General features: G+C 73.9%; 14 protein-coding genes. 6 read left to right on the forward strand and 8 right to left on the reverse strand.

The genetic code is table 11. From position 1 onward, the window contains the following. Positions 1 to 3 precede the first annotated feature (3 nt). Positions 4 to 156: a hypothetical protein gene (locus QRT03_RS14200; protein WP_286053520.1), complete on the reverse strand. Its 153-nt coding sequence runs from the start codon at positions 154 to 156 to the stop codon at positions 4 to 6. Between the two features lie 182 nt (positions 157 to 338). Further along, a complete protein-coding gene (locus tag QRT03_RS14205; RefSeq protein WP_286053521.1) occupies positions 339 to 2012 on the reverse strand; it encodes an ABC-ATPase domain-containing protein in 1674 nt (557 codons plus the stop codon). 44 nt (positions 2013 to 2056) lie between these two features. Between QRT03_RS14205 and QRT03_RS14210 the strand changes: the two genes are divergently transcribed. Genes QRT03_RS14210 through QRT03_RS14220 form a run of 3 tightly spaced genes read left to right on the forward strand, consistent with a single transcriptional unit; the run spans position 2057 to position 3677 of the window. After that, positions 2057 to 2431: a hypothetical protein gene (locus tag QRT03_RS14210; RefSeq protein ID WP_286053522.1), complete on the forward strand. Its 375-nt coding sequence runs from the start codon at positions 2057 to 2059 to the stop codon at positions 2429 to 2431. Positions 2432 to 2471: 40 nt separating this feature from the next. Next, positions 2472 to 2813, forward strand: coding sequence for a hypothetical protein (locus tag QRT03_RS14215; RefSeq protein WP_286053523.1), 342 nt, complete (start codon positions 2472 to 2474; stop codon positions 2811 to 2813). 12 nt (positions 2814 to 2825) lie between these two features. Next, positions 2826 to 3677, forward strand: a complete 852-nt coding sequence (locus QRT03_RS14220; RefSeq protein WP_286053525.1) for an alpha/beta fold hydrolase — start codon at positions 2826 to 2828, stop codon at positions 3675 to 3677. A 553-nt stretch (positions 3678 to 4230) separates the two neighbouring features. Here QRT03_RS14220 and QRT03_RS14225 read toward each other — a convergent pair. Further along, a complete protein-coding gene (locus QRT03_RS14225) occupies positions 4231 to 5016 on the reverse strand; it encodes a siderophore-interacting protein (RefSeq protein ID WP_286053527.1) in 786 nt (261 codons plus the stop codon). 64 nt (positions 5017 to 5080) lie between these two features. Between QRT03_RS14225 and QRT03_RS14230 the strand changes: the two genes are divergently transcribed. Next, a complete protein-coding gene (locus tag QRT03_RS14230) occupies positions 5081 to 6946 on the forward strand; it encodes a glycoside hydrolase family 15 protein (protein ID WP_286053528.1) in 1866 nt (621 codons plus the stop codon). A 48-nt stretch (positions 6947 to 6994) separates the two neighbouring features. On the opposite strand, the gene QRT03_RS14235 is transcribed toward QRT03_RS14230, so the two are convergent. Beyond that, a complete protein-coding gene (locus QRT03_RS14235; protein WP_286053529.1) occupies positions 6995 to 8254 on the reverse strand; it encodes a CoA transferase in 1260 nt (419 codons plus the stop codon). Positions 8255 to 8327: 73 nt separating this feature from the next. Between QRT03_RS14235 and QRT03_RS14240 the strand changes: the two genes are divergently transcribed. Then, positions 8328 to 9701: an FAD-binding oxidoreductase gene (locus QRT03_RS14240; protein ID WP_286053530.1), complete on the forward strand. Its 1374-nt coding sequence runs from the start codon at positions 8328 to 8330 to the stop codon at positions 9699 to 9701. Positions 9702 to 9758: 57 nt separating this feature from the next. Next, positions 9759 to 11405, forward strand: coding sequence for an oligosaccharide flippase family protein (locus tag QRT03_RS14245; protein WP_286054366.1), 1647 nt, complete (start codon positions 9759 to 9761; stop codon positions 11403 to 11405). On the opposite strand, the gene QRT03_RS14250 is transcribed toward QRT03_RS14245, so the two are convergent. The 4 genes from QRT03_RS14250 to QRT03_RS14265 form a co-directional block, all read right to left on the reverse strand. Continuing rightward, complete coding sequence (locus QRT03_RS14250; RefSeq protein ID WP_286053531.1) at positions 11402 to 12034, reverse strand: nucleoside/nucleotide kinase family protein; 633 nt, start codon at positions 12032 to 12034, stop codon at positions 11402 to 11404. The genes QRT03_RS14245 and QRT03_RS14250 overlap by 4 nt on opposite strands. A gap of 18 nt (positions 12035 to 12052) precedes the next feature. Further along, the gene (locus tag QRT03_RS14255; protein ID WP_286053532.1) at positions 12053 to 13405 is read right to left on the reverse strand and encodes an MFS transporter; all 1353 of its coding nucleotides are present in this window, start codon (positions 13403 to 13405) and stop codon (positions 12053 to 12055) included. Positions 13406 to 13466: 61 nt separating this feature from the next. Beyond that, positions 13467 to 13976, reverse strand: a complete 510-nt coding sequence (locus QRT03_RS14260; protein ID WP_286053533.1) for a hypothetical protein — start codon at positions 13974 to 13976, stop codon at positions 13467 to 13469. A gap of 59 nt (positions 13977 to 14035) precedes the next feature. Next, positions 14036 to 14587 (reverse strand): hypothetical protein, encoded by a 552-nt coding sequence (locus QRT03_RS14265; RefSeq protein ID WP_286053534.1) that lies wholly within the window; start codon positions 14585 to 14587, stop codon positions 14036 to 14038. Between the last annotated feature and the right edge of the window lie 14 nt (positions 14588 to 14601).

The following is a 14601-nucleotide window of genomic DNA, read 5'->3' on the forward strand; positions in this document are numbered from 1 at the left end:
CCGCTACCGGGGCACGCGGCGCAGCGCGTACTCCGGCGACTCGCGGGGAGCCGGGACCGGTGCCCGACCTGCGGCGTCGGCCCAGGCCGCGAGGGCGGCGCGGTAGAACTCCCACCGCAGCTCGTCGTCGGTCCGCTCGATCGGCAGCGTGGTCACGATTCGCCCCCTCCGTGTCGTCGATCGTCGCGGAGCGTTCCACACGATTGCGCCCTACCGGTCGGTTGTCACTCGTTCGGCCGCACTATCCGAACACGGAGTGTTCCCGCCTTCGTGAGCGAACGGCACTCTCGCTCCTTCTAGGCGCGCGAGAGTGCCGCTCGTTCGGTCCCGGAACGAGGTCACCGCCGCAGCGACCGCACCCGCACCGACCGCAGCCGGTTCACCGCCGCGGCCACCTCGTGACGACGGGGCAGGGCGAGATCCGCCGGGTCCCGCGGCCCGTCGCGCAGGGCGTCGACGCCGTCCCGGGCGACCTGCGCGTCGAGCAGGTCCAGGCCCTCGGCCAGCGTGATCGAGCCGTCGAGGACGTGGTCCCCGAGCAGCGCCATCGCCCGCCCGATGCCCGTGACCTGCGACCGGTCGACGACCTGTTCCACCGCGGCGAGGTCGACGTCGTCCTCGCCGAAGGTCAGCGTGTCGATGCCACGCGCGGTGATCCGGCGCTTCCCCTGCTTCCCGCTGGGGTCGAGCGAGGCGGGGTCGACCACGCGGGCGGTGACAGCGGGGAAGCCGGAGTGCTCCTGGGTCCGCCCGGGGGTGGACGCGGCGATCTCGTGCGCCTGCTCCGTGACCTCGCTCGCTGCGTAGGACGACATCATGATCACCGTGTCGGCGACCCCGAGGTAGTCCCCGGACCCGCCCATGACCAGCACCGACGACACCCCGCGCTCCGCGTGCAGCGGCCGGATGCGCTCCACGAAGGGCACGAGGGGCTCGGTCGCGATGAGCTGCTGCATCCGGGCGTCGCGGATCATCATGTTGGTCGCGGACGTGTCCTCGTCGACCATCAGGACACCCGCGCCGGCCTCGATCGCCTCCACCATGGATGCCGCCTGGCTGGTCGAGCCGGAGGCGTTCGTCGTCGAGAAGTCGTCGGTCGGTTCGCCCGACGGGAGGTGCGAGACGAAGGCGGAGACGTCGCTGCGCACCACGCTGCGGCCGTCCTCGGCACGCACCTTCACCGCGTCGGCCCGCGCCACGACCTGCTCGCGGCCGTCGCCCGGGCCGTGGTCGTGCACGCCCGCCTCGATCGCGCGGAGCAGCGTGGACTTGCCGTGGTAGCCCCCGCCGACGATCAGCGTTACGCCCTCCGGCACCCCCATCCCGACGACGGGTCCGGCGTTGGGCGTCTCCAGGGTCACCCGCAGACTCTCCGGCGCGGCGAACGGCGTCGCGTGCTCCAGGGGACGGTCGTCGACGCCGGTGCGGCGCGGGAGCACCGCACCGTCGGCGACGAAGGCGACGAGCCGGCGCTCGGCGAGGGCCTCGCGCAGGGCGACCGCGTCCTCCACGGTCTCGGCGAACCGCGTGGCCGCAGCACGCTCGTCGTCGGGAAGCTCCTCCCAGCGCAGCGTGGCGACGGCGGCCGGCAGCGTCTCCCCGAGCAGCGTCGCGGCCTCCCGCCCGAGGATGCGCCGCTTCGGCCCGGGCAGCGGCGCGCCGAGCTCGATCACGACGGTGCCGTCGTCGCGCACCTGCCCGGCCGTGCGGGCGAGCACCTGCTGGCCGCCCGCGTCGACCTGCAGCGGGGTGCCGCGCAGTTCCCGGCGCAGGCGGCGCAGCAGGAAGGTGGCATGGGCGCGGCGCCGGTCGGGGGTGCGGGTCAGCTCCTCGGGCGCGGCGTCGGGGAGCGTGACGCGGACCCGCGACGGCGGGGCGAACGGGTCGGCCTGGGCGCGGACGATCTCGAGGGACCCGTGCCGCAGGTCCCACGACCCGACCAGCGACTTGTACCGTCCGTAGCTCTGACCGTCGAGGTCGCGGAAGGTCTGGGCGAGATCACGGCGGGCCATGGGCGGGAGAGTGCCCGGCGGTCGCGGCGGACATACTGGGGACCGTGATCGTCGTGCTCGCCTGGGTGCTCGGCCTGGCCGCCCTGGGGTGGGCGGCGTGGTGCGCGGTGTCGGCCGCGGTGAACCAGGCCCCGACCTACCACCACCGGGTCGGGCTCGTCGTGCTCGAAGTGGTCGCCCTGGCCCAGGCGCTGATCGCGGTGGTGCTGCTGGTCGTGTCGCCGGGGCGGTCGGGCGGGGCGGTCGCGGAGATCGTCGGGTACCTGATCGCACTGATCGTGGTGCTGCCGATCGGCGCCGCCCTGGCCTACGGCGAGCGCACCCGGTACGGCTCGGTGGTGCTGGCGATCGCGGGGTTCACCGCCGCGGTGCTGGTGCTGCGCACGACCCAGGTGTGGGAGGCGACCGGTGTCTCCTGAGCGGCGGTTGAACAGTGGCCCCGGGAAGGTGCTGCTGGCGGTGTACGTCCTATTCGCGATCTCGGCCGGGGCGCGATCGGTCTACCAGCTGGCGACGCAGTTCTCGGTCGCGCCGCTCGCGTACCTGCTCTCCGCGTTCTCCGCGGTGGTCTACGTCGTGGCCGCGGTGGCGATCGGGATGCGACGACGACGGCTCGCGCTGGTCGCGGTGTGGATCGAGCTGGTCGGCGTGATCGCGATCGGGCTGTTCACGCTGCTCGCGCCGCAGGACTTCGCGGACGACACGGTCTGGACCGACTTCGGCATCGGCTACGGCTTCTTCCCGCTGATCCTGCCGATCCTCGGGCTGATCTGGTTGTTCCGATCTACCGACAAGTCCTGATATCGCACCCATGTGACCACCCACACGCTGTCGCTGCCCGACGTCGACCTCGTCTACGACGTCCTCGGCCCCTCCGAGGGCCGACCCCTGGTGATGATCGGCCAGCCCATGACGGCCGAGGGTTTCCACGCCCTGGCCGAGCAGCTCCCGGAGCGGCGCGTCGTGCTGTACGACCCGCGCGGGCTCGGACGCTCGGTGCGCTCCGACGGGGTGGACACGAGCGTGCCGGAGGTCCAGGCGGAGGACCTGCACGCGCTGGTGACGTCGCTCGGTGACATCCCGGTGGACGTGCTCGCCTCCAGCGGCGGGGCGATCACGGCGCTCGCATGGGTGGCGGCGTACCCCGACGACATCGCCACCCTCGTCGCCCACGAGCCGCCCCTGCTCGGCGAGCTGCCCGACGCCGAGGCGGCCGCACGGGGGTACGACGGCTTCCGGAAGGCCTACGCCGACCGTGGCTGGGGCGCCGGGATGGCCGCGTTCATCGCCTACACGTCCTGGTCCGGCGAGTACACCGAGGACTACTTCGCCCAGCCCGCGCCCGACCCGGCCATGTTCGGGATGCCGACCGAGGACGACGGCTCCCGCGACGACCCGCTGCTCAGCGACCGTTCGCTCGCGATCGTGCGGTACCGGCCGGACGCCGCCGCGCTGCAGGCGGCCGCCACCCGCGTGCTCCTCGCGGTCGGCGAGGAGACCGGCGACGCCTTCACCGGACGCACCACGCGCGCCCTCGCGGAGCGGCTCGGCCAGGACGTCGTCGTCTTCCCCGGCGGCCACGGTGGCTTCGGGGCGGAGGACGGCCCGTGGCCGGGCCAGGCCAAGGCGTTCGCCGTCCGGCTGCGCGAGGTCCTGGACTCCTGACGGCGGGTCACGTCAGTGGCACCGTGCCCACCCGAGGCTGCGCCGTGCCACTGACCTCGGATCACGTTCGCCGGCCCGGCGTTGCGGCCCGCACACGGCCGGCGCAGGTCGTCCGCCCCTGGAGCCGCGTTGCGTCCCGCACACGGCTCGCGTGGTTCCGTCTCCGCCGCCGGCGCGTTGCGTCCCGCACACGGCTCGCGTGGTCCGCCTCCCGCCGCCGGCGCGTTGCGTCCCGCACACGGCCGACCTCGTCCGCCGCCCGCGCGTTGCGTCCCGCACACGGCCGGCCTCGTCCGCCGCCGGCGCGTTGCGTCCCGCACACGGCGGCGGCCGGATCCCGGCAGCCGCGCGGCGAGTGCGACATGACGCAGGTTCGCCGCCTGCAGAAGCTGCCTCACGTCGCACTCGCCGTCGGCCGCCCACTGCCACGGCGTGTGCGTCGCGCAACGCGGCCCTCCCGGCAGGCCCGCCACTCCGACCGTGTGCGTCGCGCAACGCGGCCCTCCCGGTAGGCCCGCCGGCCCAGCCGTGTGCGCCGCGCAACGCCCGGCGCTCAGCCGAGGCCCGTCCCCTCCACCCCGCGGCGCCAGTAGCCGTCGAGGTCGATCCACTCGGTGGGCAGCAGGTCCCGGAGACGACGGCGGACCGGACGCAGCGCCGACGCCTCGGCCCCCATCCACACCAGGCCCTCCCCCTCCGGCCGCGACCACCCGTCGACGGCGTCGCCCAGCAGTGAGGTCGTCCCGGGCTCGGCGCCGTCGCGGTGCAGCCACGTCACCTCGACGCCGGCCGGCCCCGGCAGCGGCTGCTCCTCGCCCGCGTCCGCGACCTCGACGAACACCGTGCCCACGGCGTCGTCGGGAAGAGCCCGCAGCCACCGCCCCAGGGCGGGCAGTGCCGTCTCGTCGCCGCCGAGGAGGTACCAGTCGCGGGGGTCGTGCACCAGCGACGACCGCGGTCCCCACAACCACAGCGCCTCCGACGGGTCCTCCACCCAGGAGCCGGCGAGCCCGTGGCCGTGGCGCACGAAGTCGACCTCGACCACACCGTCGGCGACCGAGCGCAGCGTGTACTCCCGGTAGGCGCGCGGACGGCCGGGCGGCGGGGCGACGAGGCCCCGCGGGCCGATCTCCGGGCGGTCGGGCTCCGCACCCGACGTCGGGAAGAAGAGCTTGGCGTGGTCGGTCGGGCCGGAGACGGGAAGCGCGTCCACGTCGCCGGCCAGGCGCACGCGGCGCATCCGCGGGGTCATGTCCGCGACGCCGACGACCTCGACCCGCACCGGCTCGACGTCGTCGTGAGCCTGCTGGGAGATCACGGGGGCGTTGCGGACGACCATGTCGCATGACCGTAATCGGTGACGCGGCGCGACGAGCCGACCACCGTCGGGCACCATCCGGCGCATGAGCGACGAGTCCACCGGGAGCCCGTTCCCGCCGATCGCCGACTACGGGTTCCTCTCCGACTGCGAGACGACGGCCCTGGTCGCGCCGAACGGCGCCGTCGAGTGGCTGTGCCTGCCGCGGATGGACTCGCCGAGCGTCTTCGGCGCGGTGCTCGACCGCGACGCCGGGACCTTCCGTGTCTCCCCGGACGGGGCGGACGTCCCCGCCGCCCGGCGGTACGTGCCGGGGACGATGGTGCTCGAGACGACGTGGTGCACCCGGTCGGGCTGGCTGCAGGTGCTCGACGTCCTGCTCATGGGGCCGTGGCACCACGAGACGGAGCGGTCCGGATCGCACCGGCGCGCGCCCACCGACTACGACGCCGACCACGTCCTGCTGCGGATCGCCCGGTGCCTCTCGGGCCAGGTGCAGCTGCGCATGGAGTGCGCGCCGGTGTTCGACTACGGCCGGGCGCCGGCGCAGTGGTCCTATCCCGACGGCGGGTACCGCGCGGCCCGCGCGGAGGGCGGCGGGTCGGAGCTGCTGCTGACCACGGACACCAACGTCGGGTTCGAGGGCGCGCACGCGACGTCGCGGACGCTGGTCAAGGAAGGTGAATGGCGGTTCTTCGCGCTGTCGTGGAGCGAGCACGCGCCGCCCGCGTCCGTGGACGAGGCCCTCGACCGGCTCACCTGGACCGAGCACCACTGGCGGCACTGGCTCGACCGTGGTGACTTCCCCGACCACCGCTGGCTCCCCTACCTGCAGCGCTCCGCCCTGACGCTCAAGGGCCTGACGTTCGCCCCGACCGGCGCCATCGCGGCCGCGTCGACGACGTCGCTGCCCGAGACGCCGGGCGGGGAACGGAACTGGGACTACCGGTACAGCTGGATCCGCGACTCGGCGCTCGCGCTGTGGGCGCTCTACGCGCTGGGCTTCGACTGGGAGGCCAACGACTTCTTCTACTTCGTCGCCGAGGCCGCGGAGGCGGCGGGCGGACACCTGCAGATCATGTACGGGGTCGACGGGCGCGCGACGCTCGACGAGGAGGTCCTCGGCCACCTCGACGGCTACGAGGGCGCCTACCCGGTCCGGATCGGGAACGGTGCCTACGACCAGGCGCAGCACGACGTGTGGGGTGCCGCGGTCGGCGCGATCTACCAGTACGTGCGCAGCCGGGACCGGCTCGACGACCGGCTGTGGTCGATCGTCGTCACGCAGGTCGAGGCGGCGCTGGAGCACTGGCGGGGGCCCGACCGCGGCCCGTGGGAGGTGCGCGGCGAGCCGCAGCACTTCACCACCTCGAAGATCGCGTGCTGGCTCGCGGCCGACCGCGGCGCGCGGCTCGCGGCGCTGCGCGGGGACGCGAAGCGCGAGGACCGGTGGGCGCGGGCGGCGACCGAGATCCGCGACGACGTCCTGGAGCACGCCGTCGACGACCGCGGCGTGCTCTGCCAGCACTACGCGACGACGGCCCTGGACGCGTCCCTGCTCCTCATGCCGATCGTCGGTTTCCTCTCCCCCGACGACCCGCGCTGCCGCGCCACGGTGCTCGCGATCGCCGACGAGCTCACCGAGGACGATCTCGTGCTGCGCTACCTCGTCGAGTCGACCGACGACGGGCTCTCGGGGGAGGAGGGGACGTTCACCATCTGTTCGTTCGCCCTCGTGTCGGCGCTCGCGGTGATCGGCGAGGTGGAGCGGGCGACCGCGCTGTGCGAGAAGCTGCTCGGCTCGGCGTCGTCACTGCACCTCTACGCCGAGGAGATCGACCCGCACTCCGGGCGGCACCTGGGCAACTTCCCGCAGGCGTTCACGCACCTCGGGCTGATCCAGGCGGTCATGAACATCGTGCGGGCGGAGAAGAAGGCGGCGCGCCGGTAGCGGGCGCCCTCCGGGACGTCAGCACTGCGGCCATGCTGACACCAGACGTCACATTCGGGCCCAGTACGGAGCATCCGCGCCCAGCTCGTGCGCCGGAGCCGCCCAGGTCCCGCCGAACACCGGCGGCGGCACCTCGACGCGGCCCAGGGACTGGCGGACCGGCTCGACCGCACCCGCCGTCGTGACCAGCTCCGGGTGCGCCCACAGCCACTCGGCGGTGCGGGCCAGCGACAGCTCGCGGACCGACCCGCCGCGCGTGGACCGCTCCGCCAGCCCGAGCAGCGCGGTCGCCGCGACGAGATAGCCGGTCGCGTGGTCGAGCGCCTGGGCCGGCAGGGCGCCCGGGCGCTCGTCGGAGCCACAGGCGACCGCGATGCCCGACGCGGCCTGGACGATCGAGTCGAACCCGCGGCGACCCGCCCACGGTCCGGTCCACCCCCACGCGTCGAGGCGCACGACAACGAGCCCCGGACGGCGCGCGAGCAGCTCCTCCGGGGCGAGACCGAAGCGGTCGAGGGCGCCCGGCCGGTACCCGGTGACGACGACGTCGGCGGTGTCGGCCAGCGCGCGCAGCCGTGGGTCGGAGCCGTCGAGGACCGTCGTGCGCTTGCCGAGGCCCGTGTCGAGGTGCTGGGTCGGGAGCTCGGGCATCGTCGGCGGGTCGACGCGCAGCACGTCGGCACCGGTCAGCGCGAGCGTGCGGGTGGCGACCGGACCGGCGATGACGCGCGTGAGGTCGAGGACCCGCGGGGGCCGGTCGACGACGACCGTGGGCCGCTCGGTGCGCCGGATCGCCACCAGCGGCTCGCCCGCCACGTCTCGTCCCGGCGCGGACGACGACCACGCGTCCCGGTCGCGCACGGCCACCGCGATCCCCCCGTTCCCGACGACGAGCTCCTCCACCTCGAGCGCGGGACGTGCCGCGATCGCGTCGGCCACCTGGTCGTCGGGAACGTCGAGAGCGTCCAGCAGCCGGTCGCGGTGGTGCGGGTAGTTCGCGTGGGTGCGCACCCAGCCGTCGGCGGCGCGCCAGAATCCGGACAGCGGGGCGAACCCGCCCGGGGCGACGCCGTCGACGCGGAGCAGCTGGTCGGCCCGGAACGAGCTGCCGACGCGGGCGAGGTCGATCCGGGGAGCCCGGTCCCCGGCCGCTCCCGCCGCACACGCCACCGCGCCGAGTGCGAGCGCCTCGACCGGCAGTGGGCACGCGAGGCCGGTGGACGGGCCGGCCCACTCCGGTGCGGGCGGTGGTGCCGGCGCGTCGAGGTGGATCCAGAGGTCCCGCAGGGCGAGGTCGGCGGCGTGCACGCACCGAGAATGCGCCTCTTGTGACGTCCGGTGTCAGCATGGCCGCACTGCTGACACCCGGGAGGGCGGTTCCATGAGCGACCTCGGTGACACGCTGACCGCCGCACTCGGCGCCGCGAACGTCCTCGACGGCACCACCGACACCGCCCGCGACCTCGCCCACGACGAGGCGCTCGCCGTCGGCCACGGCACCCCGGCGTTCGTCGTGCGCCCCGGCAGCACCGCGGACGTCGTGGCGATCGTCGACGCCGCCCGCGCCACGGGGACACCCCTGGTCGCCCGGGGCTCCGGGACCGGCCTGTCCGGGGGCGCCAACGCGCCCGACGGCGCGGTGGTGGTCTGCTTCGACCGGCTCACCGACGTGCAGGTCGACGACACCGACCACGTCGCGGTCGTCGGACCCGGCGTCACCCTGGAGCAGCTCGACGCCGCCGCCCGCGCGCACGGCCTGACCTACCCGGTGCGGCCCGGCGAGCAGGGCGCGTCGCTCGGCGGCACCGTCGCGACCAACGCCGGCGGGATGCACGCGGTGCGGTACGGCGTGACCCGCGCGCACGTCGTCGGGCTCGAGGCCGTGCTCGCCGACGGCACCGTCGTCCGCGCGGGCGGGCGCCTCGCCAAGGTCTCCAGCGGCTACGACCTCGTCCAGCTGCTCACCGGCTCCGAGGGCACGCTGGCGCTGATCACCGAGGTCACGGTGCGCCTGCAGCCCCACCAGCCGGTCCGCCGCACCGTCCTGGCCCCGTTCGCCGACCTCGCCGCCACGACCACCGCCGTCGCCCGCGTCGTCGGCAGCGGCCTGGCGCCCGCACTCTGCGAGTACCTCGACGACCCGACGATGGACGCGATCTGCGCCGCGGCGGACCTCTCGCTCGGCATCCCGGACGAGGTCCGCGCGCACGCCGACGCCTACCTCGTCGTCGAGCTCGTCGGACGCCGCGACGACCGCGTCGAGGAGGACCTCGCCGAGCTCGGCGAGCTCCTGACCGCAGCCGGCGCGCCCGACGTCTACGTCCTGCCCGAGGGCTCGGCCCGCCGCCTGGTCGAGGCCCGCGAGCAGACGTTCTGGACGATCAAGGCCCGCGGCGCCGACGAGATCGTCGACGTCGTGGTGCCGCGCTCCGCGATGGCGGACTTCCTGACGACGGCCCGCGCGACCGGGGCCCGGCACGGGTCGACCGTCCTGGGCTGCGGGCACATCGGCGACGGGAACGCGCACCTCGCGGTGTTCCAGCCCGACCCCGACGCCCTGCACGCCACGCTCCACGACGTGCTGGCGGCGGGTGTCGCGCTCGGCGGTGCCGTGTCCGGGGAGCACGGGGTCGGTCGGGCGAAGGCGGCCGCGCTGGCCGAGCTCGGCGACCCCGGAGCGCTCGCGGTGATGCGCCGGATCCGCGCCGCGCTCGACCCGCAGGGACTGCTCAACCCGGGCTGCTCGATCTCCTGAGGAGGGCCCCGACGCCGGGACCCGATCGGACGCGTCGGTAGCGTGCTCCTCGTGGGCATGCGCTCGACGGCGGTCGCCCGCGGCGTGGTGTTCCAGGTCGCGGCCAAGTTCTCCGGGCTACCCCTCTCGATCATCACCCTGTCCGTCGTCACGAACTACCTGGGCCAGGGCGGCTACGACGTCCTCGCCGCGGCGGTCGTGTTCGCCGGTGCGTTCGAGGCCCTGACCGAGCTCGGGATCGGGACGATCGTCGTCCGCCGCGTCGCCGGGCGCGGCGAGGACCTCGAGTCCCTGGTCGCGATGAACATCGGGTTCTCGACGATCTACGCCCTCCCGCTGGCGGCCGCGGTCGCGGGCGCCGGGGTGTTCATCTACTGGGGCGACCCCACCGCCCAGGCGGCCACCGCGATCATCGCCGCCGGCCTGGCCGCGACCACCGTGTCGAACACCTTCGAGCCGGTCTTCGACGTGCGCGTCCGTTACTCGTCGGCGGCGTCCGCGGAGTTCCTCTCGTACGTGATCACGCTCGGCGCGGCCCTGGGCATCCAGCACTTCGACCTGGGCCTGCTCGCGATGTGCGTGGTGCAGATCCTCCCGCAGTGCCTGCGCCTGGGCATCCAGTGGTGGGGCGCCTCGCGGCTGATCCGCATCTCGTGGAAGCCGTCGTTCAGCGGGTCGATGAGCCTGCTCCGCGAGGCCCTCCCGATCACGATCATCAGCATCATCGGCGTCGCCTACTGGCGGGCCGACGGCCTCGTCCTGACCGCACTCGGCGGGCCGGGCGAGATCGGCGCCTACTACCTGGCGCTGCGGATCGCGTTCACGCTGTCGCAGATCTCGAAGGTCTTCGAGCGGTCCGTGCTGTCCACGGTCAACGAGGCGTTCGCGGAGAACCGCGCGAGGTTCGCCGAGGCCATCGACCGCGGCTACCGGTTCCTCATCCTCATCGGCCTGCCCGTGGCCGCCCTGGGATGGGCGCTGTCGGACCGCATCGTCGCGTTGGTCGGCAACGAGGACTTCGTCCCGACGACGGGTCCGGTGCTGGCCCTGTTCTTCGTCGCGGTCGCGATGACGTTCCTGTCGGCGATCGTCTCCGACGGCCTCATCGCCGCCGACGAGGGCCGCTACCTGACGACCATGTCGACGATCAACCTGATCATCAACATCGTCGGGAACATCATCCTGGTCCCGCACCTCGGGGCCGTGGCCTGCGCGATCATGCTGATCGTCACCGAGACGATCGGCGTCGCCGCCTCGCAGTGGCGACTGCGGCGCTGGGGCGTGCACGCGATCCCGATCGGCTACGTCGCCCGCCTGCTGCCCGCCGCGGCGCTGGCGCTCGGGGCGATCGAGCTGACGTACTCGCTGCCCCTGATCGTGCCGCTCGCCCTGGGCGGGATCGCGTACCTCGGCGGGGCGGTGCTCACCGGGGCGATCCCGCCGGCGATGCGCAACGCCCTCCTCGGGGCCCTCCGACCGCAGAGCCTCGACCGGATGGAGGCCGACCACGCCGACGGGGTCGCCGCGCGCGAGGCCGACGAGTTCGCCGACGCCCCGACCATGGTCATCCCGGCACTGTGGCCGCGGTCGATGGCCGGCACCCTCGACGCCCCGACCACCGAACTGAACGCCGCGCTGCTCGAGACGATGCGCATGCGGGCGCTGCAGACGAAGTACGTGGACCTGGAGATCCGGCGGCCCTAGGTGGCTGACGCCTTCAGCGCCGGGCGGTCCGGGTGGTCGGCGAGGACGACGATCTCCGCCAGCGACTCGGGGTCGACCTCCTCGACGTAGCGCTCGTAGGCCGGGATCGTCCACGCCTCGTCGTCCGGGGTCTGCCGGCGCAACGCCCCCGCGGATAGGGCCACGTGCACCTCCAGCTCCGCCGGCAGGCCGCGCCCGAGCAGCAGCGGACCGTCGACGAGCAGCACGCCCCCGGGCGGCAGCTCGACGCGCGCCGCCCGCGTGGCCCGGTCCGTCGCGACGTCCCAGAACGTCGGCAGCACCGGCTTCCCGACGGCGGCCGGCGCCAGGACCTCGCGCACGAGGGTCCCGGCGTCGAGCCAGTCGTCGTAGAAGGCGTCCGGGTCGGTGCGCCCGCGTTCGAGGCGCACCGACGCCGGCTTGAGGAAGTCCCACGCCGAGACCCGCAGCACCGGCCGCGACAGCCGTTGCAGCCGGTCCACCAGCCCGTCCGCCCAGCGGTCGGGCCGGGCGGCGGCCGCGCCGTCGAGCAGCACCCGCACCGACCCGCCGTCGGGAAGGGGCAGGGCGTGCACCGACTCGGTGAGCCGGTCGAGCAGGGCGTCCGGGCTGAGGGGGGCGATCGGCATCGGCCCCAGGATCCCACGTCAGGCCTTGGCGGACTCCCCCTCCACCACGGGTACCGCGGCGCCGTCCTCGGAGTGCTCGTCGTACTCGTCCGGCGGTCGCGGGTGCATGGTCGCCAGGGCGATCAGCGACACCACCGCGCAGCCGATGATGTAGATCGAGATCCAGAAGGTGCTGCCGGTCGCGGCCAGGACCGCCGTCGCGATCAGCGGGGCCGGGCCGCCGGCGGTGATCGACGCGAGCTGATAGCCCAGCCCGGCGCCGGTGTAGCGCACCCCGGTACCGAACGACTCCGAGATCAGCGCCGCCTGCGGGCCGTACATCATGTCGTGGAAGACCAGCCCGAGGATCATCCCGAGGACCACGAGCCCGCCGACCCGGGTGTCGAGCAACCAGAAGTACGGGAACGCGTACAACCCCGTCAGGACCACCCCGACGCCGTACACCAGCCGGCGGCCGAGCACGTCGGACAGCCACCCGAAGAACGGCACGCTGACGATGCCGATCAGCGCCGCGACGATGAGGTAGAGCAGCAGGTCCGCGCGCTCGAGCTCCAGCTGCTGCGTGCCGTAGACCAGCACGAACGAGGTGAACAGGTAGAACGGCGCCTGCTCGGCGGTGCGGACGAACAGCGCCTTGAGCACGTCGCGCCACTGGTGGCGGAAGGTCTCGACCAGCGGCAGCTTCGCCACCGCGCCGCGCGAGCGCACCGCCGCGAACGCGGGCGACTCGAGCACCGTCAGGCGCACGACCAGGCCGATCCCGATGAGCACGATCGAGGCGATGAACGGCCAGCGCCACCCGCCGTCGAGGAAGCCGGGTCCGGCGAAGAAGTAGACGACCGCGGTGCCGGTCGCGAGCCCGATCGGCACGCCGGCCTGCGGCCATGCCGCCATCAGCCCGCGTTGACGTCGGTGGCCCCACTCCATCGCCATGAGCACGGAGCCGCCCCACTCACCGCCGACCCCGATGCCCTGCAGGATCCGCAGCAGGGTGAGCAGGATCGGGGCCCACACCCCGATGGTGTCGTAGGTGGGCAGGAGCCCGATGATCACGGTCGCTCCGCCCATGATCAGCAGCGTCGCGACGAGGGAGTACTTGCGACCGATCCGGTCGCCGTAGTGCCCGAAGATCGCCGCGCCGAGGGGGCGGGCGGCGAACCCGACGAACTGGGTGGAGAACGCGAGCAGGACGCCGCCGGACTCGGAGTTGTTGAAGAACAACGGTCCGAACACCAGCGCGGCGGCCGTGTTGTAGAGGAAGAAGTCGTACCACTCGATCGTGGTGCCGACGGTGCTGGCGACGACGGCACGGCGTTTGATGCGCCGTCGGGCGACGGGATCGTTCAGCTGGGCTGCTGCAGCATCGGCCATGGCAGGTCATGGTCCGCGTCACACCCACACGAGGCAACGGGAACCTCACACAGCGGAACGATCAGATCACCGAGAAGCGGTCGGTCAGCTTCTCCCCGTCCGTCCGGCTCACCAGGCAGGAGACCAGACGGCCGCCCGACGAGCCGGAGGCCGTGCCGTTGGGCTCGTCGAACACCGCCTGCCCGGGGACCACCGCCGTCACCTGCAGGGCGGACTTGTCCACCCCGCCGGAGGACGGCGCCACCTGGCCCGATGCGACCACCAGCGCGCAGAACGACCGCCCGAACTCCGCGAGCGCCGCGGCTCCGGGGTAGGAGACCTCGCGGCTGGAGTTCAGCGGCGTGGCCGTCCCGACCACCTCGACGTCGTGCGGGTCGCCGCAGGGCGCGTTGGACGCGTCGGTGTAGCTCGCCCCGGCGCCGACCCGGCCGTTGGCGCACTGCCCGTCGAAGAGCGTGAACGCCGGGAGGTCGCCGTCCGGGCCGAACGTGTAGACGTCCGGCTGCGACGAGAACGGCCGCCACCCGCCGACCAGTGCCCCGGCGGCGAACACCACGAGCACCAGCACCACCGCCGCCGCCCCGGTGAGGAGGCGGCGGTCGCGCAGGGCGGGGGGCAGCTCCAGTGGTCTCAGCTCTCCTGGTCGACGTGCAGCGCCTGCTGCTCCGCGCCCTCGGTCGGCCACTCGTTCCCGACGGCGGCCGCCTCGCCGGTCGCGTCGTCGGCCGGCAGCCCGGTCTCCTCGTCGGCGCCCGCGGACACCTGGATCTCGCCCTCGAGCTGGGCTTCCACCGCGCCGTCGGGGTCGAGCGGATCGGCGACGGGGGCCGCGGTGGTGCCGAGGTCGCCCACGCCGTCGACGGCGTTCTCCGGGTCGTCGACGGACTCGTCGAGGTCCATCGCCGGGGTCGCCGCGATCGGGCGACCCGGGGGCTCCTCCAGCTCCTCGACGACGTCGGGCTCCTCCTGCGGGAGGCGGTAGGCGATCGTGTCGCGGTCGTCCGCCGTGTCGTTCCCGCCGAGCTTGACGTCCCGGCTGTAGTCCTCGGCGGTGTCCATCCCGTCCTCGAGCGGGTCGGCCCCGATCCGGTCCTCGTCCAGGACGAGGGACGGCTCGGAGTCGAGAGCGCTCGTGTCGTTGTCCACGATCGCCTCGGCCTGGTCGAGGTACTGCTCGCTCACGGTGCTCGCTCCCG

It is taken from the genome of Actinomycetospora termitidis (genome assembly GCF_030286555.1).
Taxonomy (GTDB): Bacteria; Actinomycetota; Actinomycetes; order Mycobacteriales; family Pseudonocardiaceae; genus Actinomycetospora; species Actinomycetospora termitidis.